Source organism: Mesorhizobium sp. M8A.F.Ca.ET.207.01.1.1 (assembly GCF_004794715.1).
GTDB lineage: Bacteria > Pseudomonadota > Alphaproteobacteria > Rhizobiales > Rhizobiaceae > Mesorhizobium.
Window position 1 is genome coordinate 467,339 of the sequence record NZ_SRUS01000002.1, and the last position, 25,991, is coordinate 493,329.

At 63.9% G+C, this 25,991-nt stretch carries 20 protein-coding genes; 6 read left to right on the plus strand and 14 right to left on the minus strand.

Annotated elements, in window-relative coordinates:
* Positions 1–200 precede the first annotated feature (200 nt).
* Positions 201–1,115, plus strand: coding sequence for a UTP--glucose-1-phosphate uridylyltransferase GalU (galU, locus tag EN850_RS07105; RefSeq protein ID WP_189521863.1), 915 nt, complete (start codon positions 201–203; stop codon positions 1,113–1,115).
* A gap of 158 nt (positions 1,116–1,273) precedes the next feature.
* On the opposite strand, the gene EN850_RS07110 is transcribed toward galU, so the two are convergent.
* Positions 1,274–3,058 carry an outer membrane beta-barrel protein gene (locus EN850_RS07110; protein WP_189591018.1) on the minus strand — a complete coding sequence of 595 codons (1,785 nt, stop codon included), beginning with the start codon at positions 3,056–3,058 and terminating at the stop codon, positions 1,274–1,276.
* Positions 3,059–3,307: 249 nt separating this feature from the next.
* Here EN850_RS07110 and EN850_RS07115 point away from each other — a divergent pair, with 249 nt between their 5' ends.
* On the plus strand, positions 3,308–4,309 hold the full coding sequence (locus tag EN850_RS07115; protein ID WP_127278885.1) for a KpsF/GutQ family sugar-phosphate isomerase: 1,002 nt from the start codon (positions 3,308–3,310) through the stop codon (positions 4,307–4,309).
* A 203-nt stretch (positions 4,310–4,512) separates the two neighbouring features.
* Here the strand turns inward: EN850_RS07115 and EN850_RS07120 are convergent, their stop codons facing one another.
* The 12 genes from EN850_RS07120 to EN850_RS07175 form a co-directional block, all read right to left on the minus strand.
* Positions 4,513–4,977: an NfeD family protein gene (locus EN850_RS07120; protein WP_127278884.1), complete on the minus strand. Its 465-nt coding sequence runs from the start codon at positions 4,975–4,977 to the stop codon at positions 4,513–4,515.
* Positions 4,978–4,991: 14 nt separating this feature from the next.
* Entirely contained in the window at positions 4,992–5,942 is a 951-nt protein-coding gene (locus tag EN850_RS07125) for an SPFH domain-containing protein (protein ID WP_127278883.1), read from the minus strand.
* A gap of 121 nt (positions 5,943–6,063) precedes the next feature.
* The gene (locus EN850_RS07130) at positions 6,064–7,275 is read right to left on the minus strand and encodes an FAD-dependent oxidoreductase (protein ID WP_135881326.1); all 1,212 of its coding nucleotides are present in this window, start codon (positions 7,273–7,275) and stop codon (positions 6,064–6,066) included.
* A 53-nt stretch (positions 7,276–7,328) separates the two neighbouring features.
* Entirely contained in the window at positions 7,329–8,393 is a 1,065-nt protein-coding gene (gene hemH / locus EN850_RS07135; protein ID WP_135881325.1) for a ferrochelatase, read from the minus strand.
* Between the two features lie 137 nt (positions 8,394–8,530).
* A complete protein-coding gene (locus EN850_RS07140) occupies positions 8,531–10,612 on the minus strand; it encodes a bifunctional UDP-sugar hydrolase/5'-nucleotidase (protein WP_136090898.1) in 2,082 nt (693 codons plus the stop codon).
* Between the two features lie 189 nt (positions 10,613–10,801).
* A complete protein-coding gene (locus EN850_RS07145) occupies positions 10,802–11,179 on the minus strand; it encodes a hypothetical protein (RefSeq protein ID WP_127276968.1) in 378 nt (125 codons plus the stop codon).
* A 187-nt stretch (positions 11,180–11,366) separates the two neighbouring features.
* On the minus strand, positions 11,367–12,812 hold the full coding sequence (locus EN850_RS07150; protein ID WP_136090899.1) for a homospermidine synthase: 1,446 nt from the start codon (positions 12,810–12,812) through the stop codon (positions 11,367–11,369).
* A 151-nt stretch (positions 12,813–12,963) separates the two neighbouring features.
* Positions 12,964–13,893: a DUF3445 domain-containing protein gene (locus tag EN850_RS07155; RefSeq protein ID WP_136090900.1), complete on the minus strand. Its 930-nt coding sequence runs from the start codon at positions 13,891–13,893 to the stop codon at positions 12,964–12,966.
* Between the two features lie 3 nt (positions 13,894–13,896).
* Positions 13,897–14,559 carry an aminotransferase class IV family protein gene (locus EN850_RS07160; protein WP_136090901.1) on the minus strand — a complete coding sequence of 221 codons (663 nt, stop codon included), beginning with the start codon at positions 14,557–14,559 and terminating at the stop codon, positions 13,897–13,899.
* Positions 14,508–15,650, minus strand: a complete 1,143-nt coding sequence (locus EN850_RS07165; RefSeq protein WP_136090902.1) for an aminodeoxychorismate synthase component I — start codon at positions 15,648–15,650, stop codon at positions 14,508–14,510. The genes EN850_RS07160 and EN850_RS07165 overlap by 52 nt, the downstream gene beginning before the upstream one ends.
* A 164-nt stretch (positions 15,651–15,814) precedes the next feature.
* Positions 15,815–16,594 (minus strand): proton-conducting membrane transporter, encoded by a 780-nt coding sequence (locus EN850_RS07170; protein WP_136090903.1) that lies wholly within the window; start codon positions 16,592–16,594, stop codon positions 15,815–15,817.
* Positions 16,595–16,953: 359 nt separating this feature from the next.
* A complete protein-coding gene (locus EN850_RS07175; RefSeq protein ID WP_189591019.1) occupies positions 16,954–18,792 on the minus strand; it encodes a M3 family oligoendopeptidase in 1,839 nt (612 codons plus the stop codon).
* Between the two features lie 229 nt (positions 18,793–19,021).
* Here EN850_RS07175 and EN850_RS07180 point away from each other — a divergent pair, with 229 nt between their 5' ends.
* Both EN850_RS07180 and EN850_RS07185 read left to right on the plus strand, forming a co-directional pair.
* Positions 19,022–20,557 carry a sigma-54 dependent transcriptional regulator gene (locus tag EN850_RS07180; protein WP_136090904.1) on the plus strand — a complete coding sequence of 512 codons (1,536 nt, stop codon included), beginning with the start codon at positions 19,022–19,024 and terminating at the stop codon, positions 20,555–20,557.
* A 409-nt stretch (positions 20,558–20,966) separates the two neighbouring features.
* A complete protein-coding gene (locus EN850_RS07185; protein ID WP_246689157.1) occupies positions 20,967–22,781 on the plus strand; it encodes a DUF882 domain-containing protein in 1,815 nt (604 codons plus the stop codon).
* Positions 22,782–23,337: 556 nt separating this feature from the next.
* Here the strand turns inward: EN850_RS07185 and EN850_RS07195 are convergent.
* On the minus strand, positions 23,338–23,976 hold the full coding sequence (locus EN850_RS07195) for a 2-dehydro-3-deoxy-phosphogluconate aldolase (RefSeq protein WP_127276952.1): 639 nt from the start codon (positions 23,974–23,976) through the stop codon (positions 23,338–23,340).
* 202 nt (positions 23,977–24,178) lie between these two features.
* Between EN850_RS07195 and EN850_RS07200 the strand changes: the two genes are divergently transcribed.
* Positions 24,179–25,111 (plus strand): rhodanese-related sulfurtransferase, encoded by a 933-nt coding sequence (locus EN850_RS07200; RefSeq protein ID WP_136090906.1) that lies wholly within the window; start codon positions 24,179–24,181, stop codon positions 25,109–25,111.
* Positions 25,112–25,225: 114 nt separating this feature from the next.
* On the plus strand, positions 25,226–25,966 hold the full coding sequence (locus EN850_RS07205) for a tellurite resistance TerB family protein (protein WP_136090907.1): 741 nt from the start codon (positions 25,226–25,228) through the stop codon (positions 25,964–25,966).
* The last annotated feature ends 25 nt before the right edge of the window (positions 25,967–25,991 follow it).

Genomic DNA, 25,991 nt, shown 5'->3' on the forward strand with positions numbered 1-25,991 from the left:
TTTCCTCCTTCTTTGTCTCAGGAAAGACCATTCATCGCCGAACCGGGTTAGGAATTAGTTTACCATAGGCGTCGCCTGGAACGAAAAGACACCTCGATGCTTTAACCGGTGGAAGTTTCCCTCAGCCGCTCCAGTAATCTTCAATTCCGGCGTGAAAATGTCGCGAGACGGGGATTGCGGAGCCGGCCAGCAAACGGATAATTGAAAGCATGAAGAGAGTTCGCAAGGCAGTTTTCCCGGTCGCCGGCCTCGGCACGCGGTTTCTCCCGGCCACCAAGGCCGTTCCCAAGGAAATGCTGACCGTCGTCGACAGGCCGGTCATCCAGTATGTCGTCGATGAGGCGCGCGAGGCGGGCATCGAGCATTTCATCTTCGTCACCGGCCGCAACAAGGCGGTCATCGAGGACCATTTCGATATCCAGTTCGAGCTCTATGACACGCTGGCACAGCGCGGCAAGGACGAGCAGCTTGCCCGCCTGCAGCGGCTGCAGCCGGCGCCGGGCCAGACCAGCTTCACCCGCCAGCAGGTGCCGATGGGTCTCGGCCATGCCGTCTGGTGCGCGCGCGAACTGGTCGGCGACGAGCCGTTCGCGCTGTTGTTGCCCGACATGATCATGCAGTCGGAGAAGAGCTGCACGAAGGCGATGGTCGAACTCTACGAGGAAACCGGCAACAACATCATCGCCGTGCAGGAATGCGACCCGGCGGAGGCTCACAAATACGGCATTGTCGGCCGCGGCGAAGACACCCATCACGGCTTCCGCATCACCGAGATGGTGGAAAAGCCGAAGACCGGCACAGCGCCCTCCAACCTCTACATCAACGGCCGCTACATCCTGCAGCCGGAGATCTTCAAAATTCTCGAAGGCCAGGAGAAGGGCGCCGGCAACGAAATCCAGCTCACCGACGCGATGCTGAAGCTGGAAAAGCAGCAAGCCTTCTACGGCTATCATTATCAGGGCCGCACCTTCGATTGCGGCTCGCCGGAAGGTTTTGTCGAGGCCAATGTCGCCTTCGCGCTGTGGCGCAACGACATGAACCAGAGCATGGCCGGCGTGATCCGCACGCTTCTCGACGAGATGAAGCCATCAGAACGGCGCGGGGCAGCGTTTTAGGCCCCATACTTTCGTCATCCTCGGCGAGGCAGGAGCCAGAGAGATGCTCCAGGCCTATCACCGCAGAGGCGACCCATAAGTCGCGGCATGGATCCTGGGGTCTGCGCCGGGTCGCTTCGCTCCTTGCTACGCCCCAGGATGACGAAGTGCATACGCGTTCAGCGCTGCACTTTCATGCCGAGGTAGATGCTGTTGGCGGTGTAGTCGCGGCCGGGCAGGTTGCTGGTCAGCTTTTCGGTTCTTACGCGGGTGGTGAGGCCGGCATAGCGGTTCAGCCACCAGGTCAGGCCGGCCTCGGCGCTCAAGATCCTGTCATGGCCGTCGATGCCGACATAGTCGCGCCAGTCCAGGCCCAGTGTAGCATTCGCGGTGAGATTGGATCGGATCACGCGTTCGCCCGTCAGCCGTCCGGAGTAGAGGATATCGCCGCTTTCGCCTGATGTGGTCGTGGTCTCGACAGTGGTCTTGCCGGTCAGGCCGATCGTGCTGCCGCGTTCGGGCGACCATTTTAGATCGGCATTGACGGTGGCACCCGAAATCGCTTCAAGGCTTTTGTCGTCGATCGCTTCCCTGAGCCAGCCGGCCGAGAATTCACCCGACAGCTTCTCGCCCATGTCGACTTGCAGGCCCGCGCGGGCGCCGAGGCGCGTCGAGGAGCGCTCGAAGCCTTCATCGTCGATGCGCTGGTCATAGGCCCGGCGGCCGACCTCGATTTCGGTGAAGGGCGTGAGCGCCGGGGAAATCTCGTAGCCGGTGCGCAAGGTTGCCGTGTAGAGCGTGTTGTCTTGATCCTTCTGCGACAGCGAGGTGCCGTCGGCGAGCTTGGCGTCACCGTAGAAGTCGTGTGAGACCGCCCCGGTCAACCTGTACTGCATCTTGCCGACGGCCTTCTCGACGCCGATGCTGCCATCGATCGTCTGCCGCAGCGGCTGGGTGCTGACGCCGGCAATGGCATCGGGCGAAGACGCCGATTCCGGCACGGCTTCGTAGCCGAGCTTGGCGATGGCGCGCAATTCCTTGTCGAGGTCGACATTGAGTTGGCCTTCGATGCGGCCCTGCGCATCGTGAACCGGGTAGCCCGACACGGTTTCGCGGAAATTGCCATAGCCGTCGATGGTCGCGGAGTTTTCGCGCCAGTCGGAAGCGGCGGTAAAGCGCAGCGCCGTCTCGGACAGCAGCGCCGACGTGCCGGCACTGCTCGAATCGCCGTTCGTCGTCGCCGTCAGCCCCTGTTCGATGGTCGGCCGGATGACGAAGGAGCCCCATTTGACACCGGTGGCGGCGAACGGATCGTCCTCGGGCTTCTTGTTCTGGCCTTCGATCGCAGCGGTGCGCTCGGCGCCGGCGTCGAGTTTCTGCCTGTCCACACTGTCGATGGTAAGTGCACGGCGGTTGACCGCTTCCTGGTCCGCCGCGGTGTTGTCGGTATCGTCGGTCGTCGCCGTGGTGGTCGCCGTGGCGGTGGTGGTTGGATCCGTAGCCGCCGTGGTGCCCTTTTTCTTCTTGGACTTGTCGGCAGCCTTGTCCTTTGCCTTGTCGGCCGCGTTCTGCCTGGCGGCCGAAGTGCGGCGCGGCTTGGGCGGCGTCGGTGTGTCGGCGGAGATATCGTCACTGGCCTGGGGCGGGTCGAAGACGCTGGTGGTCGAGTTCGCGGCGTCGGTATCGTCAGGCACGGCACCGGCGCTGGCCGGCAGATAGGTGCGCGCCGACGCATCGTCCTGCGCGGCAGCATTGGCCGCCGCTTGCTGGGCAAGAACAAGGTTTCTTGCCTTGCGCTGCTGGTCGGACAGGATCGCCGATTCCGACACTTCTCCACGCAGTTCCGTTTCCTGGGCCTGGAGTGGCGCGGGACGCAGCAAGGCAAGGACGCTGGTCGCCAGCAGCAAGGCGCAGACCGCGTTGCCCCGTCGTCCTCTCGATTTTTCTGGCTGGACCCCGGACATCGCCACCACTGCTCGCGCGGCGCATGCGCGCCATACTTACCGAACCGTAAATGGGGATGGTTAACGGAGGGTTGAGGCCGCGCGCGTCCCCGGTTCAAACGCGATTTCCGAGGGGCGACAATGCGGGTCCGCGTCGTGCCTTCCGTTTTGATCCTTGTCGTTGTCCCAAATTGCCGCACACATTCAGCCGTCATGCGGAAGGCCATTTCTGTTGGACAGGCGGGCGGCAAAGCGCTAATCGCATCAGCCATGCATGCGAGACCTCTCGATAAGAAGCCCCTGGACAGGCAAGCGTCGATCGAATCGGCGCTGAGAACGGTGGCAACCGAGCAGGCCGGGATCGCGGCCCTTGCCGAGGCGCTCGAGAACGGACTGGCGGCGCCCTTTGCCCATGCCGTCGACATGATCTCGAAGATCGAGGGCCGGCTCATCGTCACCGGTGTCGGCAAAAGCGGGCATATCGGTTCGAAGATCGCGGCGACGCTGGCCTCGACCGGCACGCCTGCCTTCTTCGTCCATCCCGCCGAGGCCAATCATGGTGATCTCGGCATGATCGCCAAGGACGATGCCATCATCGCAATCTCGTGGTCGGGCGAGAGCAAGGAGATGATGGGTATCGTCGCCTATTCCCGGCGGTTTTCCATTCCGCTCATCGCCGTCACCTCTGGAGAGACGTCGGCGCTGGCGCGCGCGGCCGACGTCGTGCTTTTGTTGCCACGCACCCCCGAGGCCTGCCCGCATGGCCTGGCGCCGACAACATCGACGCTGCTGCAGCTGGTCGTCGGCGACGCGCTGGCGATCGCGCTGCTCGAGGCGCGCGGCTTCACGCCGGACCATTTTCGCACCTTCCATCCCGGCGGCCAGCTTGGCGCCAACCTGACCATGGTCTCCGAGATCATGCGGGTGGGCGACCAGATGCCGCTGGCCGTCGTCGGCACCAAGATGCCGGAAGCGGTGATGACGTTGTCGCAGAAGAAGGTCGGCTGCGTCCTGATCGTCGACGCGAATGGCGAATTGGCCGGGATCATCACCGACGGCGATGTGGCGCGCAACCTGCACCGTAACCTGGCCGATGTCATCGTCGACGAGGTGATGACCCGCACACCCAAGACGGTCGACCCGCAGACGCTAGCAGGTACGGCCATCGCTCTGCTCAACGAGCACAATATCGGCGCACTGGTGGTGACCAGGAACAACATGCCGCTGGGCGTGGTGCATTTTCACGACCTGCTGCGCATCGGCGCAGCCTGAGGTGCGCTGATATTCAGGTGAGGTCGGCCTGCAAATGGCTGATTCCTGGGCTTCCCCGTTCTACTGCGTCGCAGTAGAACTGAGCTCGCGTACGAAAAGTACGCTCCGCTCCGGTTCTCGGCATCAGCCATTTTCGACTCGCCCTGACCTGAATCTCAGCACACCTGCGCGTCGGCGGCATTCAGGTAATGGCGAGCTGAAATTCAGACCTGCTCCACCGTCAATTCCAGATCGGTGTCGGCGGCGGCGGTGACGCGGACTTGGGTGCCGGCGGGCAGGTCCGGGCCGGAAACGCGCCACAGCGTGTCGCCGAGCTTGATGCGGCCACGGCCGTCGCGGATCGGTTCGGCAAGTGTCGCCATCCTGCCGATCATCTGCGCACCACGGCGGTTGAGCAGGGGCTGGTCGGTCGGCTGGTCGCGTCCGCCCATGAGTTTCTTGCCGACAAAGGCTGAAACCAGCGACAGCACGAGGAACAGCAGCACCTGGACCTGCCATGTCCAGATGGCGGCATCCCAGATCAGCAGCGACACCGCGCCGACGATCAGGGCGGCGATGCCGATCCAAAGCATGAAGAAACCCGGCGCGATGACCTCTACAACCAGCAGCACGAAGCCCAGAACCATCCAGTTCCACGGGCCGAGTTCAGAAACGATGCGGTCGATCATGAGCGTGGCCTATCTCAGTTTTCGGAGGGCCTGACGACAGGCGGACGCGCTGCCTGCCTTTGCGCACCGGTCGTGCCTTCGCTGCGGAAGACTTCCTTGGCGATCTCGCCGATACCGCCGAGCGTGCCGATCAGCGAGGAGGCTTCCAGGGGCATCAGCACGACCTTGCTGTTGGTGGCCGAACCGATCCTGGTCAAGGCCTCGGTGTATTTCTGGGCGACGAAGTAGTTCAGCGCTTGCACGTCGCCCTTGGAAATCGCTTCCGACACCACCTGGGTGGCGCGGGCTTCGGCTTCGGCGGAGCGTTCGCGCGCCTCGGCGTCGCGGAAGGCGGCTTCCTTGCGGCCCTCGGCTTCGAGGATCTGCGACTGTTTGAGGCCTTCGGCGGCCAGGATTTGCGCGCGCTTGTTGCGCTCGGCGGTCATCTGGCGGCCCATCGATTCGATCAGGTTCGCCGGCGGGTTGATGTCCTTGATCTCGACGCGGGTGATCTTGATGCCCCACGGATGCGCCGCTTCGTCGACGACGCGCAGCAGGCGCTCGTTGATGGCGTCGCGGTTGGACAACAGCTCATCGAGGTCCATCGAGCCCATTACAGTACGGATGTTGGTCATCGTCAGGTTGAGGATGGCGTTCTGCAGGCCGGCAACCTGATAGGCGGCCTGTGCCGCGTTGAGGATCTGGTAGAAAGCGATGCCGTCGACGCCGACGATGGCGTTGTCGCGGGTGATGATCTCCTGGCTCGGAACGTCGAGCACCTGTTCCATCATGTTCATCTTGGCGCCGATGCGGTCAACGAATGGTGTGATGAGGTTGAGGCCGGGGCTCAGTGTCTTGGTGTAACGACCAAAGCGTTCGACGGTATAGTTGTATCCCTGCGGAATTGTTTTGATGCCCTTGAACAGCACCAGCACGACAAGCGCGACCAGAACAACGACCGCAATATCGAAACCACTGAAATCCATTTGGTTCTCCCTCAGAGGCAGGCCGCGCGAGCCATTCCCACGCAGCCGACTTCACCAAAGACTTAAGTGTGTTTCCGCAACGTTACAATTAGGTGATGAGGGATTGTTTGCGAGTATACACTCAGCGGTTGAAGGCAAACAGGCTTGCATCCGTGTCTTCAAGCCCGCGGATCGAGGCCGGAACGATCTCGGCAGCGATGCGCGAGAAGGTGATGCCGTTGCCGCCATAACCCATCACGGCATGGATGCGCGGATGCCTGGGAATGGCGCCGATGCAAGGGAGGCCAGTGGTCGTCGTGCCGAAGGAGCCGGTCCAGGCAAATTCGGGCCTGGTGTCGAGATGCGGCAACAGCCTGCCAAGCTTTTCGGCAATCCGTTCGCTCTTGTCGGGGATGAGTTCGTCTCGCTGTGTCTCGTCGACGAAATCCTCGTCCTCACCGCCGCATACGACCCGGCCGTCGGTGGTCGCCCTGACATAGAGGTAGGGATCCGACGCCTCCCAGATGAACGTCGCACCCGGCCAGAGCTTTCGTGGCTGTGGGCGCGTCGCGATCGCCCAGGTCGAGATGATCTGGTGGGCCGCCGCCGGCACGATGTCGACCAGTTCGTAACCGGTGGCCAGGACGACATGCCGCGCCGTAATGGTGGGGCCGTCCCTGGTTGCCACGACCACCTCGTCGGCACTGTCCTTGATCGCCGTCGCTTCGACGGGCGTGTAGAGACGAGCCTTGCGCCCGAGCGCCTCGAGCAGCAGTCCTGCCGTCAGCTTGCGCGGGTCGAGCGCGATGTTGCCATGGCTGAGGATGGCGCCATCGCGGTCGATGCCGAACGCCTCGGCGAGCGGCCGAGGGGTCAAGTAGGTCGCGGCGATGCCAGCTTGCCGGCGCGCTTCGGCCTCCTCACGCAGTTCCGAGGGGCCGAGCACGGTGCCGGCCAGATAGAGCGATTGGGTTCGGCTCATGCCGCAGGTGATGCCGAGTTCGGTGACGCGGGCGGCGAGATTGGAAACGGCCAGCCGCGAGCGTCGCCAGGCCTGCCGTGCCTCGGCCTTGCCAATCATTCTCGACAGAATTGAAAGCGGCTGGTCGATTTCGAACTGCACCAGCGCCGTGGTTGCCGCCGTCGAGCCTTTCAGCGGTCCGCGGCGGTCGATGCAGATCACGGAGTGGCCGTCCGCTGTCAGCGCCTCGGCCATCATGGCGCCGCTGATCCCCATGCCGATGATCAGCACATCGGTCTTGACGTCCCGGGTCAGACTGTCGGTCGGCACCGTGGGCGCGCGATAGGCCGACCAGACAGGCCGGCCGGTTCTGAGGTCGAGTTTGCGCGGCATCCACGTCTCCGGAAGGTGCGCGTCAACGCCCCGGAGTGGCGGTGGTTCCGGCGTCAGACCCAGCCAGACAGCTCGCGCCGTACCATCGCTTCGATCACCGCCATGCCTTCCGGACTGTCGTTGAGGCAAGGAATATGGGCGAATTTTTCGCCACCGGCATGATGGAAGGTCTCGGCAGCTTCGCGGCCGATCTCGTCCAGCGTCTCGATGCAATCGACGGAAAAGCCGGGATTGACGATGGCGATCGACTTGACGCCGTCCTTGGCGAGTTTCTCCACCGTCTTGTCGGTATAGGGCTGCAGCCATTCCTGCGCGCCGAAGCGCGACTGGAAGGTGGTGATCAGCTTGTTCTCGTCCCAGCCCAGCCGTTCGCGCAGCAGCCGCGTCGTCTTGAGGCAGTGGCAATGATAGGGATCGCCCTTCTCGAAATAGGGTTTCGGGATGCCGTGATAGGAGGTGATGACCACCTCCGGCTCGAAATTCAGCGTTGCCAGATGTTGCTCTATAGAAGCTGCCAGCGCCTCGATGTAGACCGGCTCGTCATAGTAGGGCGGCACGCTACGGATCGCCGGCGCGCGGCGCATCTTCATCAGCGCGCGAAACAGCTGGTCGTTGGCGGTTGCGGTGGTGGTGGCCGAATATTGCGGGTAGAGCGGAAGCGACAGGATGCGGTCGCAACCTTGCGCGACCAGCCGCTCAGCCACGCTTGCCGTCGACGGATTGCCGTAGCGCATCGCCCAGTCGACGGTGACGTTGGGCAGGTCGCGCAGCGCCGCGGCCAGTTTTTCGCCTTGCGCGCGGGTATAGGTGCGCAGCGGCGACTCGTTTTTCTCCCGGTTCCAGATCCTGGCGTAGTTGGCGCCGGACTTTTTCGGCCGCGACGTCAGCACCAGGCCGTAGAGGATTGGATACCAGATCGCCTTGTTGAGCTCGATGACGCGCGGATCGGACAGGAATTCCCTGAGATAACGCCACATCGGCTTGAAATCGGTGCCGTCGGGCGTACCGAGATTGACCAGCATGACGCCAACCTTGCCCGTCCTGACCGGTGGATGGCCTGGCGGCAGCGGGCCAACCGCCTTTGCGGCGTCGGCATCTATCGAGGAAGAAAGCGTCATAAGGGTTCTCCGGATGGCGCGAACCTAACCATCTTGCGCAGGCTTTCAATGCTGCGTCTGGCCGCACCTTAGCCTTAAAAAGCGACACCCGCCCGGTTTCCCGGGCGGGTGGTGTATTCCAGGCTTCGAAGCGAAGGCTATTTCGGCGGGATGGTCAGCGTGCCGCCAATCGGAAGCCGGTGAGGCTTCTGCCCCTTGTTCGCCTCATAGATGAGTTTCCATTTGGTCGCGTCGTCATAGGCCTTCTTCGCCAGATCCCAGTAGGTGTCGCCGGTCACGATGACATGGCTGCCAGTGGCCGGCGCGGCTTCAGCGGGCTTTGCCGGCTCGGCGGGCGCGGGTGCCGCCGGGGCTGGGGCGGCCTCGGCAGGCTTTGCCGGTTCGGCAGGTGCCGGCGGGGCCGGCGGGGGAGGCGCGTTTTCCGTCGATATGGCTGGCGGCGTGTTGGCGATATCGCCTGAGTTGGCAGGCAGTTCAGGCATCGCCGGTGCGGCATCGGCGGGCTTTGCCGGTTCAGCCGGTTTGGCGGCCTCGGCCGGTGCCGGCGCCGCGGGCTTTGCTGGTTCGGCAGGCTTTGCCGGCTCGGCGGCAGGCGCCGCCGCGACCGTCGCCGCGATCTCGGTGATGCGGCCGTCGAGCTTCGGCGTATAGGGCTGGTGGGCGCCTAGATAGTCGGCAACCACCTGTTCGAGACCGGGGCCGTAATCATAGGCATTCTTGGCCTTTTCGGCGAACACCTTGTAGCCGTCGCCGCCCTGGCGGACATAGTTGTTGGTGGCAACCAGATAGTCCTTGTCGGGATTGATCGGCGTCCAGGCGCCGTTTTCCATCACTTCCACCGACTTGACGCGGCCGGCATTGGGCGCGACCGACCTGTCGAAGGAATATTTGAGGCCCGCCACCTGAGGGAAGCGGCCGGCGCCGTCCTCGATCTGGCTGAGCCCGCCTTCGAGCCCGGCGACCAGGTCCTTGCCGGAAATCTGGAAGGTCGCCAGCGTGTTCTGGAACGGCAGCACGGTCAGCACCTCACCCATGGTGACGGTGCCCTTGTCGATCGAGGCGCGCAGGCCACCACCGTTGGAGATGACGATCTCGACGCCCTGTCCCTTGACGCGGTCGAGGATGGCGTCGGAGACGAGGTTGCCCATCGCGCATTCCTTGGCGCGGCAGTTCTCACGGCTGCCGTCGATCACGTCGGTGGTCTCGGCCACTTCCTTGTTCTTCAAGGCCTCGATCGGTGCGCCGAGCTCCTTGATGCGGGCGAGCACCGCGGGATCGGGCGTGATCGACTTGTCGAGATGGATCGGGTCGCCGCTCGCCGATTTGACGACGCCATTGTCGTCAAACACGACCTTGAACTCGCCGAGATATTTCGAATACGACGCCGCCTGCACCACAGGCACCTTGTAGCCGCCGGGGTTGTCGACCATCGTCGGGTAGGGTCCAGCCGCCTTCGGGTCGGTGTTGGACAGAAGCGTGTGACTGTGGCCGCCGACGACGACATCGATGCCGGGAATCTTGGCAATAACGTCGCGCTCCCTGTTATAGCCGATATGGGTCACGGCGATGATCTTGTTGACGCCTTCGCCCTTGAGCTTGTCGACCTCCGCCGTGATCGACTTCACGTCGTCCTCGATGGTGATGTTGGGGCCGGGGGAGGCGAGTTCGGGCGTGTCGTTGGTGACGGCGCCGATGATGCCGATCTTCTGGCCGCCGACCTCGACGACGATCGACGGCTTGACGCGGTCGCCGAGCTTGGACTGGGCGTTGGCCTTGACGTTGGCGCCGAGCACGGGGAACTTGATCATGTCGAGGAACGGCGCCAACGCCGTTTCGCCATCGTCGAATTCATGGTTGCCGAGCGCCATGGCGTCGAACTTCATGTCGTTGAGGAACTCGCCTTCGACCTTGCCCTTGTAGGTGGTGTAGAACAGCGAACCCTGGAAATTGTCGCCGGCGCTGAGCAACAGCACGTTCTGGCCTTCCAGCTTCTTGCGTTCCTGGGCGATCGCGGTGATCAGCCGACCGGCGCCGCCGATGCACTCACCCTTGGTCTCCTCCTCGGCCGAGCAGGTCGACTCATATTTGTTGTTGCCTTCGATGCGGCTGTGCCAGTCATTGATGTGCAGGATGTTCAGTGTGTAGTCGGCAAAGGATACGCCGGCCGACAGGCCAAGCGTCGACGCGGAAAGGGCGGCAATGGCGACAAGCTTCTTCATCTTCGTCTCCCGGCAGGCTGATCCGAGGCGTCTAACGCCCCTACTTGACTGGGATATAACAGCCAGCGTTTCGATCATGTTCCCATCGCGTTCCGGCCGACGCAAGCAGAAATCCAGGTGAGCTTTGCCGGCATAAAAAGAACGGCGGCCAATGGCCGCCGTCCTTGAGCAAGCGGATGTTCGCGGGGTTCAGGTGCGTCGCGTCAGCACGAAATTCTGGCCGCCCGAACTGGTGCAGTTGAGCTGGCTGGTCGACACCAGCAGGCAGTTGAAGCTGACGCCGGTCTGGCGGATCAGCGAGGTGCCGTTGATCTGCACCGAAGTGGCGCCGGTCATCGTGTAGCTGCCATCGGCCAGCTTCTGGCCGGTGTCGGTAGCGACGGTCGTGAACTTGCCGCCGTTGAAGGTCGACAGGCCGGTGCCCTTGGCATCGATCCAGGACCCCTCGACGCCTTTCGGCGTGGTTGCCATCGGCGGCTCGCCGGGGCCGCTGGTGGTACAGGCAGCGAGCATCGAGACAACGGCGCCCGCCACGCCCATAGAAAGAACTTTGCGCGCAATAGTCATATAAAATCCTCTCCAAACGCGTCGGGTCCAAAAATCGGGCCGATTTCTGGAAAGCGCGACGCGAACGTCCAAAGTGCTGGGGTGTGCTTATGCGTCCAACGGGACGCACTCGCCACTCCAGGCCGCATCCCTTCAATCGCCCGATTTCCGGGCGATTGCAAGGCAATGGCATAGGGTCCGCGCGATGCTATCGGACGAGGATGTTGCGGAATTGCCACGGGTCGCTGCGGTCGAGGTCCTCCGGGAAGAGGCCCGGGCGCCTGTCGAGCGGCGTCCAGTCGGTATAATAGCCCTTGACGGGTCCGAGATAGGGCGACTGCACGTCGAGGCAGCGCTTGTAGTCCATCTCGTCGGCCTCGACGATGCCGGCGGCCGGATTTTCCAGCGCCCAGACCATGCCGGCCAGAACCGCCGAGGTGACCTGCATGCCGGTGGCGTTCTGATAGGGGGCCAGCTTGCGCGCCTCGGCGAGCGACAGCTGCGAACCGTACCAGTAGGCATTCTTGTCGTGGCCGTAGAGCAGGACGCCGAGTTCGTCGACACCGTCGACCAGTTCGTTCTCGTCCAGCACATGGTGCACCGGCTGCGGCTTGCCGGCGGCACCGAACATCTCGTCCAGCGACAGCATCGCATCGTTGCAGGGATGGTAGGCGTAGTGGCAGGTCGGGCGGTATTGAACCTTGCCCTTCTTGGAGCGCACGGTGAAGAAATCGGCGATCGAGATCGCCTCATTGTGCGTCACCAGCAGGCCATATTGCGGGCCTGATGTCGGGCACCAGGAGCGCACGCGGGTGTTGGCGCCCGGTTGCTCCAGGTAGATCGCGGCCTTGGAGCCGTGCTTGTGCTTCTTGCCGTTCTTCGGCATCCAGGTCTCGTGCGTGCCCCAGCCGAGCTCGGCCGGCTGCAATCCTTCGGAGATGAAGCCCTCGACAGACCAGGTGTTCCAGAACACATCCATCGGCTTGGGCTTCTTGGTGCGCTGGGTGTCGCGCTCGGCGATGTGGATGCCCTTGACGCCGGCCTTCTTCATGAGTTTCGCCCAGCCCTCGCGGTCGTCCTGCGCGGGCTCGGAGAATTCCATGCCGAGATCGGTGGCCAAATTGACCAGCGCCTGCTTGACGAACCAGGACACCATGCCGGGGTTGGCGCCGCAGGTGGAGATTGCCGTCGCGCCGCCGGGCTTGTCGTGCTTTTCCTTGATCAGCGCTTCGCGCAGCGCATAGTTGGTGCGGCTGGCATTGTCGGCCTTGGCGTCGAAATAGAAGCCAAGCCAGGGCTCGACGACGGTGTCGATGTAAAGCACGCCGAGCTTGCGGCAGAGCCGCATCAGGTCCACCGAGCCGGTGTCGACCGACAGGTTGACGCAAAAGCCTTGGCCTGCGCCATTCGTCAGAAGCGGCGTCAAAAGCTTCTTGTAGTTCTTCTCGGTTACCGCTTCCTGGACGAAGGCGATGCCGCGCTCGTCGAGCAGCTTGCGATCGGTATCGCGCGGGTCGAGGACCGTCATGCGCGACTTGTCGAACTTGAAATGGCGTTCGATGAGCGGCAACGTTCCGCGTCCGATCGAGCCAAAGCCGATCATCACCACGGGGCCGGTGATCTCACCGTAAACGGGCCAGTTTTCATTCGCCATTTTATCGAGCACTCCTTCAACTGCGTGCAAAGCCGGGCAACTCCGTGCAAAAGCCGAGCAACCCCGTGCAAAAGCCGGGCATTTTCGCCCAACGGCCATGCGCTACATCACAGATCATTGTCATAAACCAGCGAAAAGCGCCAACCCGCGACTACGCGTCCTTGGCCATGTGGTTAAGGACAGCGATCAGCCGATCGCGATCCGATGTCAGGCCCTTGTAGTCGAGCTGGGCGATATCGAGCGCTTCGAGTTGGGCGGCGAAGGACGCCGCCAGCGTCGCCCGGTCCGGGTGCCGCGCCAGCACGGCGAGCGGGTCGAGATGGATGCGGATGGTGAACAGGATATCGCGCGAGGCGGGCAGTTTGCGCAGTGTCTGGCGTTCCACCCGAATGAAGGCGTGCGCCTTGACGTTACCGTCGGGGAAACGTGTCGGCCGGTTGGTGGCGCGGTCGATGCGCTCGAGATTGGACAGTGGATGGTAGAGCGCGTCCCCTGACTGGATCGACCAATTGTAACGCTCGACCGCCTGGCCCTGCAGGCCATCGAACATCCGGTTGATGAGATCGGCCGGCCTTGTGCCCGGGCCGAAGCCCGGCACCGGCTCGTGGATCTGCTGCAGCGGCTTGCCGAATTTTTCGGTGAGCGCCCAGGACGAGGGGAAGCACAGCGAACCCGCGGCCAGACGCCAGCCGCTGTCGTCGCGGCGCATGAGGATGAGGTCTTCCTGGACAAGCAGCGAGGCCGCGACCAAGGGCGCGCCGGCGAGGCTGGAAGAGATGGCGGGATGGCTCGTCACGCCCTCGACCGCAACGCCCGCGTCGCCGCGCCGGTGGATGTCGGGGAATCTTTCCGGCAGGTAGGCGCCGAGCAATTCGAGCACCTCCTGCTGGGCGGCGCGCGTGCCGTCCTCCTCGACGAAAACCCGCTCGGGGATCTCGGCATAGAGCCGGCGCTTCTCGGCGAGATAGGGTAGCAGGTGACCGTCGACCTCGATCCAGTTCGCGGGGTCGAGCGGCTTCAGCCCGATGGTGAAGAGTTTCGACGAGCCATCATAGGGCGTGTGGGCGGGTAGGGACGTCATGCCTCAGATCAGTCTTGCCGGGATCAGTCCGCGCAGCGAATTGCCGACGAACAGCGCCTTGGCGGATTTCAGGTCATCCAAGCTGTAGATCGCTTCACTGGCGCGGCCTTCATCCAGAAGCACGGCTCGCAATACGCCAGGCAGCAGGCCGCAATCGAGTCGGGGCGTCGCCAGGATGCCGTCGCCGAAATTGGCGAAGACATTGGTGATCGTGCCTTCGCAGATCTCGCCGCGCTCATTGGCCAGCAGAACCTCATCGGCCTGGGTGATGAGATATTCGGAGCGGGCTTGGGTGAAGAGCTGCCGCCGGCTGGTTTTGTGGCGCAGCAGCATATTGCTCGAATCGAGCCTCGTCCGTGCCAGCCGCAGCGTCCACACCTTGTCGGCGGCAAGGGGTTCATAGGGTTGCGCAGAGGCGTTGGTCTCGCCATTGCGCGACAGAGCGAGCCGCGTGCGCATGGCGATGGGCGATCGGTTGACCGCGCCGCTCAGGGCCTCGCCGACCTTTTGCGGATCATAGCTGAAGCCCAGCTCCACCGCCGAGCCATAAAGGCGCGCAAGATGGCGATCGAGGCGCAGGAAACCCGAGGCGGGTTCCCAGCGCATGGTCTCGATCAGCTCGAAACCGGCGGTGTCCCCGTCGCGAAGCGGGCTTTGAGCAGACACTCCTGGTACTCCTCTTCCGCGACCGAATCGAAGACGATGCCGCCGCCGACATTGTAGATGGCCTCGCCGCTGGCAAAGAGCGAGATGGTACGGATCGCCACGGAAAAGCGCATCGTGCCGCCGGGTGCGATCCAGCCGATGGCGCCGCAATAGACGTCGCGTGGCGTGCCCTCCAGATCGTGCAGGATCTCCATGGCGCGGATCTTCGGTGCGCCGGTGATCGACCCGCAGGGAAACAGCGCCGCGAAGATCTGGCGTATGCCGAGGCCGGGCAGCAGCTTGGCCCTGACGTCGCTCACCATCTGGTGGACGGTCGGGTAGGTCTCGATGCGGAACAATTCCGGCACCTCCAGCGTGCCGACCTCGCTGATCAGCGATATGTCGTTGCGCAGCAGGTCGACGATCATCCGGTTTTCGGCCTGGTTCTTCTCGTCGTTACGCAGGAAATTCTTCTGCCGCTCGTCCTCGTCCCTGGTTGCGCCGCGCGGTGCGGTACCTTTCATCGGATGCGTCTCGATCCTCCCCGCCGCATCGATCTCGAAGAACAGTTCGGGCGAGCGCGACAGAACGATGGGATCACCGAGCGCGATCAGCGCGCCATATTTCACAGGCTGGCGTTCGGTCAGCGCGTCGAAGGCGGCGAGCGGATCGCCCGACCATTGCGCGTGCACCGGAAAGGTGAGGTTGCCCTGGTAGCAATCGCCTTGCCTGATGTGCCGGTGCAGGCGCGAGAACCGCTTCTCGTAATCCTCGAACGACCACATCGCCCTTGCATCGAAGATCGGGCCATTGGTGGGCGTGCTTGGCGGCGGCACGGCTTCTTCATCAGGAGCATCGAAGACCCCGAGGCAGACCAGCGGGGCTCGGCGCCGGCCCGGCAGCAGGGGAACGAGTTTCGGCTCGAGCAGGTAACCGGCCTCATAGGAGAAATAGCCGGCCAGCCATTTGCCGGCGTCGTGCGCGGCCTGCGCCGCTTGCAACGCCGCCGGAAAGTCCTTGGCCTCATGCGCGACGATGATATCGGCCGGCCGCTCGAAAACGAGCTGGCGCGCGCTTTCGTCGTTGCGGAAAATTGCGGCGGGCAGGGACATGGGAACCGGGATCGATGTAGCCGACGATCGCTCTATATGGGGGGCCGTGCGCGCGCAATCGAGGGAACGGCACCCTGTCCCTCAAAGCCGACCTTTGCCGGGTCGAACCTTGCCGGCAAAAAAGAAAGCGGCGGCGCCGCTCACATGATCCCTGGATCCACCGCTCAGGTGTTGCTGGCGGTTCCGGCCGTCGGAAACTGCTTGGCGAATTCGGCCTCGTTGCCGGCGGCAAGCAGCTTGGCCTGCTCGATCCAGCGTTCGCGCGCGATGCGGCCGTCGAAGTTCATCACGTCCTCGATCCGCTTGATGTCGGCGGATGTCCAGGCGGCGATCTGGGCGAAGGTGGTGACGCCTTGCGCCTTGAGCAGCTTTTCGTTGACCGGGCCAATGCCGATCAGCCGGCGCAGATTGTCGGGCTTGCCCGACGCCGGCTTGGCAGCTGCCGGTGCCGTTTTTTTGGCGGCGGGCGCTGCCTTGGGCGCGGCCGAGGTCTTCGCCGGAGCCTTGGCCGCCGGAGCCTTGGCCGCCGGTGCCTTGGCCGCCGGTGCCGAAGCGGTTGCGGATTTGGCCGCGGCGGGCTTCGGCGCCGCTTTTGCCGGCGCGGCCTTCGCCGCGGCTGGCTTGGCTGTCGCCGGAGCGGATTTACCAACGGCAGGCGTCGACATCAGGGCTGCCGGTGGCTGACTTGACGCCTTTGCTCCGCCGGCGCCCGACGAGGCCTGTGCTTCGCGCAGCTGGCGCTCGAGGTCGGAGCGGGTCTTGCCGCATGCATTGAGTTCGCCGGTCAGGCGGTCGCTGTCGGCGCGCAGCTTGTCGCGCTCGCTGCGGGTGCGATCGAGGTCGCCGCGCAGGCTGTCGAGTTCTCCGCGCAGACGCCCCCAGATGAACCAGCCGACCAACACGCCTACCAGGAACGCCAGGACCACGTAGAAAAAAGTGCCCATTGTCTCTCTCCAGTCAGATCCGTCTGCCGCGGGGTCATGACCTTCGGCGAGGGACTACTCGATGATGGTTCCGCTGATACACGGAACAGCCGGCTTCGGTTCGAGCTGTCGGCGATCGGCTTTGCTTGCCCATGGCCAACGGCCTTGTCGCGTTCGCCTGAGCGCACGGCTGGCGGAGACTTTCCCTCGCCGATCCGCATGCGCTCCGGCTGAGCTTAAAGGAAAGCTACCATAGAGCTTGCGGAAAGCTATGGGAAAACGTCCGTGGAGAGTTCTTCAAGAACAAATATTTAGGGCAAGAATAGCGAGGCCCAAACATGCATTCCGGCTAAACTGTTCTTGGCCGGCCAGAGGGCGTCTCAATCGTCCAGCGTTTCCAGTTCGTCGATCAGGCCGCTGATCACGCCGAGCCCGATCTGCCAGAAGGCGGGGTCGGTTGCGTCGAGGCCGAATGGCGCCAGAAGCTGCGAATGATGCTTGGTGCCGCCGGCACGCAGCATCTCGAAATATTTGTCCTGAAAGCCGCGCTCGGCATTCTGGTAGACCGCATAGAGCGAGTTCACCAGGCAGTCGCCGAACGCATAGGCATAGACGTAGAAGGGCGAGTGGATGAAATGAGGGATGTAGGTCCAGAATACCTCGTAGCCCTCGCGCAATTTGATCGCCGGTCCCAGGCTTTCGGCCTGAACCTCCAGCCAGAACTGGCCGAGCCTGTCGGATGTCAGTTCGCCGTTGCGGCGCTCGGCATGCACCTTGCGCTCGAATTCATAGAAGGCGATCTGGCGCACCACCGTGTTGATCATGTCCTCGACCTTCTGGGCGAGCATGGCCTTGCGCTCGCGCCGGTCGGTAGTCCGCTCGAGCAGCGAACGGAAGGTCAGCATCTCGCCGAAGACAGATGCCGTCTCCGCAAGCGTCAGCGGCGTCGAGGCCATCAGCGCGCCTTGGCCGGCGGCCAGCACCTGATGCACGCCGTGCCCGAGTTCATGCGCCAGCGTCATCACGTCGCGCGGCTTGCCCATGTAGTTGAGCAGCACATAGGGGTGAGCCGATGGCACGGTCGGGTGGGCAAAGGCGCCGGGTGACTTGCCCGGGCGCACCGGCGCGTCGATCCAGTTGCGGTCGAAAAAGGTGCGCGCGATCTCGGCCATCTCGGGCGAGAAGCGGTGATAGGCCGACAGCACCGTGTTCCTGGCCTCGTCCCAGCCGATCACCGCCTGCGGCGTCTCCGGCAGCGGCGCGTTGCGGTCCCAGTGGTTCATCACCTCCATGCCGAGCCAGCGCGCCTTCATGGCGTAGTAGCGGTGCGACAGGCGCGGATAGGCCTCGCGCACGGCGGTGGCCAGCGCATCGACCACGCCGCGTTCGACGCGATTGGCGAGGTGGCGTGAATCGGCGATGTCCTCGAAGCCCCGCCAGCGATCGGAAATTTCCTTGTCCTTGGCAAGCGTGTTGGTGATCAGCGTGAAGGTGCGCAGGTTCTTGCGGAAGGTGGTGGCTAGCGCCTCCGAGGCGCGCCGACGAACCTCGCCGTCGGCATCCTGCAGGCGGTTGAGGGCCGGCTCCAGCGTTAGTTCCTCGCCGTCGATATCGAAGCGAAGATCGGTCATCGTCTCGTCGAACAGGCGATTCCAGGCGCCGCGTCCGGTGATCGATTTTTCGTGGAAAAGCTGCTCGACGCGATCCTCGAGCTGATAGGGCTTGTCCATGCGCAGATCGAGCACCCACGGGCGGTAATGCGCAAAGGCGGGGTCGCTGGCCAGCGCGCCTTTGATCGCCGCATCGTCGATCAGGTTCAGCTCGAGCGCGAAGAACAGCAGATGCGCGCTGGCGTCGGTCATCTTCTCCTGGATGTCGCCATAGAGCTTGGCGCGCTGCGGATCGGCGGTGTTGCCGGCATAGACGAGGCCGGCATAGGAGACGATGCGGCCGATCAGTTCCTCGAGCGTCTCGTAGGCGACCAGCGCCTCGCCCAGTCGGCCGGCACTGCCGCGCCCGGCTTCGGCGGCGAGTGTGCCTTTCCAGCGGGCCTCGAATGCGATGGCGTCGGCGGCCGCTTCGGCAATGTCGCGCTTCAGTTCCGGCGCCTCCATGCCGGCATAAAGGTCGGCGAGGTTCCATTCCGGCAGATCGCCAAGCCCGGCCGCGCCCTGACCGGACGCTGGCGCCGCAATCCGCCGATCAAACATCACGCGCATCGAAATACCTTCTTTGAACCAAACTGGCCTTCTTTGAATCAACCGGCCTTGTTTGAATCGACTGGCCGCTTCGAATCAAGTGGCCGGAATTAGCGAGCCAGACTCAACGGGAATGGAGAAGCCGGTCAAATCCTAAGGAATTCGTTCACCGGGTTTTTTGAAACCTTATTTAGAACCCTGTGCCAAGATGATCCATGGGGAATTCGGGCGCGGGCAGACCAAGACAGTCATGACAGGTTCCATACTCATAGTCGATGACGATCCCGTGCAGCGCCGGCTGCTCGAGGCGGCGGTGACGCGGTTCGGCCATACCGCGATCGTCGCCGATGGCGGTATGGCCGGCCTCGAAGTTCTCGACGGGCCTGCCGCCCGCGATGTCTCGGTTGTGATCCTCGACCTTGTCATGCCCGGTCTCGACGGCATCGGCGTGCTGAAGGCGATGCGCGAGCGCGACATCAGCGTGCCGGTCATCGTGCAGACCGCGCAGGGCGGCATCGAAACCGTGGTTTCGGCGATGCGCCACGGCGCTTTCGATTTCGTCGTCAAGCCGGCTTCGCCCGACAGGCTGCAGGCCTCGATCTCCAATGCGCTCAAGGTCGAAGCGGTCGAGGGCGAGGTCAAGCGCACGTCGCGCAAACGCGGCGGGCTGCTGACCTTCAGGGACATGATCACCCATAGTCCGGCCATGGACAGGGTGATACGCCTTGGCCAGAAAGCGGCGGCTTCCCACATTCCGATCCTGATCGAGGGCGAATCCGGCGTCGGCAAGGAGCTGGTGGCGCGTGCGATCCAGGGCAGCGGCGACCGCCGCTCGAAACCCTTCGTCACGGTCAATTGCGGCGCCATTCCCGACAATCTGGTGGAATCCATCCTGTTCGGACACGAGAAAGGCTCGTTCACCGGCGCCACCGACAAGCACACCGGCAAATTCGTCGAGGCGCATACGGGCACGCTGTTCCTCGACGAGATCGGCGACCTGCCGCTCGACGTCCAGGTCAAGCTGCTGCGCGCTGTCCAGGAGGGCGAGGTCGACCCGGTCGGCGGCCGCTCGACCGTCAAGGTCGACATCCGGTTGATTTCGGCGACGCACCGCAACCTCCTGCAGCAGGTCAAGGACGGCAAGTTCCGCGAGGATCTGTTCTACCGGCTGAACGTCTACCCGATCTTCGTGCCGCCGCTGCGCGACCGCCGCGACGACATTCCCCATCTGGTCACGCATTTCATGGAAAAGGTGGCGCCGGCCGACCCGCGCCATCGGCTGAAGGGCATTTCGGCGGCGGCGCTTGGCGTTCTGCAGGCCTATGACTGGCCCGGCAACATCCGGCAGCTCGAAAACGCCGTCTTCCGCGCTTCGGTGCTGTGCGAAGGCGATGTGTTGACCGCCGATGACTTTCCGCAGATCCGGGCGCAGGTGGAAGGCACCGTCAATCTCGAAGCGGACGACGCGTTGGAAGCAAGCGGGGCTGCCCCTTCGCTGGCGCCGCGCGATGAAGACGTTGTCCCCGACGAGGCCGCTCCGGCACCTGTGCATCCGGCCGGGGCGCAGCCCCGCTTCGGCACGCTGCGGGCGCTCGACGAGCGCGGCAATGTGCGTGCGCTGGCCGATGTCGAACTCGAAATGATCAAGCTCGCCATCGATCACTACAACGGCCAGATGAGCGAGGTCGCCCGCCGGCTCGGCATCGGCCGCTCGACGCTTTACCGCAAGCTCAAGGAATACGGCATCGACCCGGAAACCGGCCGCGTCGACAGGCTTGCTTCCTGAACCGCAAGGCCGGGACCAGTTTCCCTCGTCATTATAGGGGCTGACAGAGTGCCTTCCCCGGACTATGGCGAGTCGGAGGCGGCACTCGATGGGGTGTTGTTCACGCATTGAGGCCAATGGTAACAGATCGTGTTCGGCCAAAGCCGGAATCCTGATCTAAACCAGCGGTTTACCAAGAAACCGTGCGGACAATTTTTGACGGGATATCGCCACGGTGTTACCGCATTTTGGCTTCAATAAGCGATGATTAACCATTAGGATCGATATTCGGATGTGAAAACGACACGTCCGTTTGGGCAAATCCGGGGACAAACGGCAGCCTGCAAGGCCTTTTGATTTGAACAGAATCGAACGACTCACAAACGGGCGGCACTATCATTTGAGCGTCTGGCCGAGATGGTTGGCGGCGGTGATTGTCGCATTTGGTTTTGTTGCCGCGGCCGCCACGGGCGCCCAGGCCGAAGTTCGTTCGCTGAAGCTCTACCACCTCCACACGCACGAGAAGGCCGAGATCGTCTACAAGCGCAATGGCCGCTACGTTCCCGAGGGCCTGAGGAAGATCAACATCATCCTGCGCGATTGGCGCCGCAACGAGCCGACCAAGATGGACCCGCGTCTGCTGGATCTGGTCTGGGAGGCGTATCGCGAAAGCGGCGCCACCGACTATATCCAGGTCGTCTGCGGCTACCGTTCGCCGTCGACCAATTCGATGCTGCGCAGCCGCAGCCGTGGTGTCGCCGAGAAGAGCCAGCATATGCTCGGCAAGGCGATGGATTTCTATATTCCCGGCGTGCCGCTGAAGAAGCTGCGCAACATCGGCCTCAAGATGCAGGGCGGCGGCGTCGGCTATTACCCGACCTCCGGGTCGCCATTCGTCCACATGGATGTCGGCAATGTGCGCCACTGGCCCGGCATCAGCCGCCAGGAACTGGTCAGCCTGTTCCCCAATGGCAAGACGCTGCATGTGCCGAGCGACGGCCGGCCGCTGCCCGGCTATGAACAGGCGCTCGCCTCCTACAAGTCGCGCAAGGGTTCCGGCACACCGAATATCGAAATGGCCAGCGCTGGCGGCAGCGGCAAGAAATCCGGCGGATTCCTCGCGGCCTTCTTCGGCGGCGGTGGCGCCGACGAGGCCGACGACAGTGCCGACGTGGAGACCGCCTCGGCCGCGCCTGCGCCCAAGGCTGGAAATCTGAAGCCGGCCGCGACCGCCAAGAGCAGCAACCTGCCCGGTATCGCCATCGTCGCCCCCGAGAATGCCCAGCGCGCCGAGACTCCGCAGGTTGCCGACGAGCAGGCTCCGGAACCGGAGAAGAACACGCCGGAGACGATTATCGCGGCGCTGCCGGCCAAGGAAATCCCGCTGCCCGATTTCGCGCCGCGGCCGAAGGCCGATGTGGGCGCACAGCCGCCTGAGAATGTTCCCTTCGCCATGGCGGATGCCACGGCCACCACCGAACAGGCAGTGGCGACCGCGCAGGCACCGGCGAACATGCCTTTCGGCAAGTCCGATCCGGCGGCGATCGCGGAAGCCGCGGCTGCCGATCCAGCGCAGGTTGCCCTCAACAACATCCCACTGCCGACATGGCGCCCCGAGCGCTCACTGCCGGCCGATCTCGCACCGCCGCCCAGCAAGGATGTGCTGATGGCGCTGGCCGAAACGGCTGACCAGGGCAAGACGGCGACGGACGCGTTCTCCGTGGTGCCGACAGCGCGTCCCGAGCCGACCAAGCCGGATGCCGTCAAGGCCGTGCTCGACGAGGCCAACGCCCAGGTCGGCACCGCCGACGAATATCAGGTGGCCTCGTTGTCCGAAGAACCGCGTTCGGCGTTCAACGATCCGTCTGGTGTCGATGCGGCGTCGCCGCGCCAGGCTGTTGCCGCCCGACCTGCCGGTTCCGACCCGGCCGCCGCGATCGGCGCCGGCGTGAAGACGACCCGCAAGGAAGCCAGGGCTACCGCCCGCGATCAGAAGCCTGGCCCCAGGGCCGTGGTTGTGGCCGCGGCGCCGCAGGCCGCCCGCTGGGCGCTGACCAGCGGCGAGAACGTCGCCACCGTTTCGAGCGCGACGACCGCGCCGGGCTACGCTTACAGCATCGTGCATACGCCGCCGAGCGAGGTCTATACGGCCGGCTTCCAGCCGAGCAACCAGATGGCCGACGCCAGCCGCTTTACCGGCAATGCCGTCAAGTTCATGTCGGTCGCCCGCTTCCAGACGAAGTAGCGAACAGGCCACAATATTACCGAAGCCGCGCCGGGCGACCCGCGCGGCTTTTTGCTAGGCACGACACGTGCGGCGCCTTGATCCTGCAGGATCGGCTGAACTTCTCGTGAAGCCGGAACAGCCCAGCCGTTTCCGGGTTGAGGTGGGTCCGTTCCAACCTGGGGCTCTTCATGAAAAAAATTCTACTGGCGTCAGTTCTGGCACTGGCGGCGGCATTGGCCGTGCTCGCTCCGTCACAGGCGGAGACAGTTGTCGTCAGACCGACAATCATATGCACATGAAGAAGCACTGCCGGACCAGGATGGTGACGCACTGGCGGCATCATCGCAAGGTGACCGAGACGGTCAAGGTCTGCAACTAACCGCGTCTAGAGCGGCCCTGAGTTTGATAGAATCTCTGACCCGCTCTAACTTTTTGTTCTTACGCAATTCCCAAGGGGAAGCGCTACGCGCTTCTCCCGGGAAAACCGCTACGCACTTTTCCTGGAATTGCTCCAGCCAGTCAAAGAGCCCGGGCGACGCGAGTCGTCCGGGTTTTTTCGTGCCGTCCGGAAAGGCTATTTCGCGAGTTTGCTGGCAGCGCGTGCGAGAGCTTCGATCTCGTCCCACTTGCCGGCCTTGACCATGTCGTCGGGCGCCACCCACGAACCGCCGACGCAGATGACATTGGACAGGCTGAGATAGTCGGCCGCGTTCTTCCCGGTGATGCCGCCGGTCGGGCAGAATTTGACGTCGGCCAGCGGCGAGGCAAAAGCCTTGAGCGAAGCGATGCCGCCGGACTGTTCGGCCGGGAAGAATTTCAGGAAGCGCAGGCCGGCTTCGCGCGCCGCCATGATCTCGCCCGGCGTGATGGCGCCGGGCAGCAACGGAACCTGGCTGTCGGCGGCGGCCGCCAGAAGCTCGCGGGTGATGCCTGGGCTGACGATGAAGCGCGAACCGGCACCGGCCGCCTCGTCGAACTGCTTGCTGTCCAGAATGGTGCCGGCGCCGACTATGGCTTCCTCGACCTCGCCCGCCACGCGACGGATCGCTTCGAGCGCATCCGCGGTCCTGAGCGTGATCTCGATCGCCGGCAAGCCGCCACGCGCCAGAGCACGGGCCAGCGGCACCGCATCCGCCACATTGGCGATCTTCAACACCGGAATGACCGGCTGGCCATTGAGGAGCGACAGGAGTTTCTCGGTCTTGCTGGGCATCTGTCTCTCCTTGTCGAGGGCCGCATCGAGGCGAATTTCAACCGATTAGCAGACGGGTATTGCCCTGTCCACGGAACCGGTCGCGGCGCGATGTCACGCGTTGCCGCCGAGCTTAAAGGTTCTTTCCCGACAAGGCCATGACAGTCGGTCCGAACCCGTTTCACCTTGAATCGACTTCCACGAGCGTCTAGTTGCTCTGGCAATGACAACACTGCCCGCGCCATCCCAGCCAGTCCGCGTCGCCGCGCTCTACCGCTTTGCCCGGCTCGACGCTTTCGAGGCGTTGCGCGCGCCGCTTGCGGCCTTCTGCTGCGGACGCGGTATCAAGGGTACGCTGCTCCTGGCGCATGAGGGTATCAACGGCACCGTCGCCGGCAGCGATGAAGCGATCGCCGCGCTGATCGAGCACATCGAAACGATCGACGGCCTGTCGGGCGTCGAGGTCAAGTTCAGCAGCGCCGCGGCCATGCCGTTCCACCGCATGAAGGTGCGGCTGAAGCGCGAGATCGTCACCATGGGTGTCGAGACCATCGACCCGGCGACAAGCGCGGGCACCTATGTGGAGCCGGGCGACTGGAATGCGCTGATCTCGCAGCCCGACACGATCGTCATCGATACGCGCAACGCCTATGAAGTCTCGATCGGCACCTTCAAGGGCGCCGTCGATCCGGCGACGGCGAGCTTCCGCGAATTTCCGGCTTGGGTGGAAGCGCACCGGGCGGATCTCGCAGGCCGCAAGGTGGCGATGTTTTGCACCGGCGGCATACGCTGCGAAAAGGCGACCGCCTATGTGAAGTCGCTCGGCTTCGAGGATGTGTTCCATCTCAAGGGCGGCATCCTCAAATATCTCGAGCAGGTGCCGGCGGAACAGAGCCTGTGGCAGGGCGAATGCTTCGTCTTCGACGAGCGGGTTTCGGTGTCGCACGGTCTCGCGGAGGGCGGTGCTGAATTGTGCCGCGCTTGCCGCCATCCGCTGACGGAGAGCGACCTGATGTCGCCGAAACATGCCGCCGGGGTTTCGTGCCCGCACTGCTTCGATGCCCGCTCGGATGAAGACCGCAAGCGTTACGCGGAGCGCCAGCGGCAGGTCGAGCTCGCGCAAGCCCGGGGCAGGGGACCGCACATCGGATCCTGATGAGGGGCCGGGCCGGGCAAAGCGGCCACCTGTCATTGCAATGTCAAGCTTCGGGACCTACGTCTTCGGCGTTCGAAACCCGCCCGTTCGGCCGGGCAAATCCTGGAGGCATTGATGTTCGATCCCAAGAAGCTTCTCGACGATCTGCTCGGCTCGCAGGTTCCCGGCACCAGCGGCACCGTCCGCGACAAGGCCGGGCAAGCCGTGCAGATGGCCAAGGACAATCCGCTGGCCGCCGGTGCGCTGGCCGCCGTGCTGCTTGGAACGGGTGCCGGCCGGCAGGTGACGGGTGCCGCGGTGAAGCTCGGCGGCCTGGCCGCCATCGGTGGCCTCGCCTACAAGGCCTATCAGAACTACAAGGCCGGCAACGCACCGGAGCAGGCGCCCGCCGCCAGCGAGCCGGAATTGCTGCCGCCCCCCAAGGACACCGCCTTCCACCCGTCGCAGGCGCCGCAAGGCGAGGATGAGTTCACACTGACCCTGGTGCGGGCGATGATCTCGGCGGCCAAGGCCGACGGCCATGTCGACGACGAGGAACGCCAGAAGATCGCCGGCAAGCTCAGCCTTGCCGGGATCGGCTCCGATGCGGAAAAATTCCTGATGGCGGAGCTGGAGCGCCCGCTCGACCTCGACGCGCTGGTGGCCGGCGCCAGGACCGACGCGCAGAAGCTCGAGCTTTATACCGCGTCGCGCCTCACCATCGACCCCGACACGCGCGCCGAGCGCGGTTACCTCGACCTGCTTGCCGGGCGCCTTGGCCTGCCGGACGCGCTGGTCGACCATGTCGAGGCGACGGTTTCGGCGGCCAAGGTGCCGGCGGCAAAGGCTGGGACCTCGCCCAACCCGCGCTGGTAGGCCAAAACGGAGGCGGGGCCTTTCC

Excerpts from the sequence above, each read along its gene's own strand:
- EN850_RS07125 (WP_127278883.1), bottom strand. The coding sequence starts at position 5,942 with ATGGATTTCAGTGGTTTCGATATTGCGGTCGTTGTTCTGGTCGCGCTT.
- EN850_RS07175 (WP_189591019.1), bottom strand. The coding sequence starts at position 18,792 with ATGCGCGTGATGTTTGATCGGCGGATTGCGGCGCCAGCGTCCGGTCAG.
- EN850_RS07120 (WP_127278884.1), bottom strand. The coding sequence starts at position 4,977 with ATGATCGACCGCATCGTTTCTGAACTCGGCCCGTGGAACTGGATGGTT.
- hemH (WP_135881325.1), bottom strand. The coding sequence starts at position 8,393 with ATGACGCTTTCTTCCTCGATAGATGCCGACGCCGCAAAGGCGGTTGGC.
- EN850_RS07155 (WP_136090900.1), bottom strand. The coding sequence starts at position 13,893 with ATGACGTCCCTACCCGCCCACACGCCCTATGATGGCTCGTCGAAACTC.
- EN850_RS07170 (WP_136090903.1), bottom strand. The coding sequence starts at position 16,594 with ATGGGCACTTTTTTCTACGTGGTCCTGGCGTTCCTGGTAGGCGTGTTG.
- EN850_RS07165 (WP_136090902.1), bottom strand. The coding sequence starts at position 15,650 with ATGTCCCTGCCCGCCGCAATTTTCCGCAACGACGAAAGCGCGCGCCAG.
- EN850_RS07130 (WP_135881326.1), bottom strand. The coding sequence starts at position 7,275 with ATGCCGCGCAAACTCGACCTCAGAACCGGCCGGCCTGTCTGGTCGGCC.
- EN850_RS07115 (WP_127278885.1), top strand. The coding sequence starts at position 3,308 with ATGCATGCGAGACCTCTCGATAAGAAGCCCCTGGACAGGCAAGCGTCG.
- EN850_RS07205 (WP_136090907.1), top strand. The coding sequence starts at position 25,226 with ATGTTCGATCCCAAGAAGCTTCTCGACGATCTGCTCGGCTCGCAGGTT.
- EN850_RS07200 (WP_136090906.1), top strand. The coding sequence starts at position 24,179 with ATGACAACACTGCCCGCGCCATCCCAGCCAGTCCGCGTCGCCGCGCTC.
- EN850_RS07150 (WP_136090899.1), bottom strand. The coding sequence starts at position 12,812 with ATGGCGAATGAAAACTGGCCCGTTTACGGTGAGATCACCGGCCCCGTG.
- EN850_RS07140 (WP_136090898.1), bottom strand. The coding sequence starts at position 10,612 with ATGAAGAAGCTTGTCGCCATTGCCGCCCTTTCCGCGTCGACGCTTGGC.
- EN850_RS07110 (WP_189591018.1), bottom strand. The coding sequence starts at position 3,058 with ATGTCCGGGGTCCAGCCAGAAAAATCGAGAGGACGACGGGGCAACGCG.
- EN850_RS07145 (WP_127276968.1), bottom strand. The coding sequence starts at position 11,179 with ATGACTATTGCGCGCAAAGTTCTTTCTATGGGCGTGGCGGGCGCCGTT.
- EN850_RS07180 (WP_136090904.1), top strand. The coding sequence starts at position 19,022 with ATGACAGGTTCCATACTCATAGTCGATGACGATCCCGTGCAGCGCCGG.
- EN850_RS07195 (WP_127276952.1), bottom strand. The coding sequence starts at position 23,976 with ATGCCCAGCAAGACCGAGAAACTCCTGTCGCTCCTCAATGGCCAGCCG.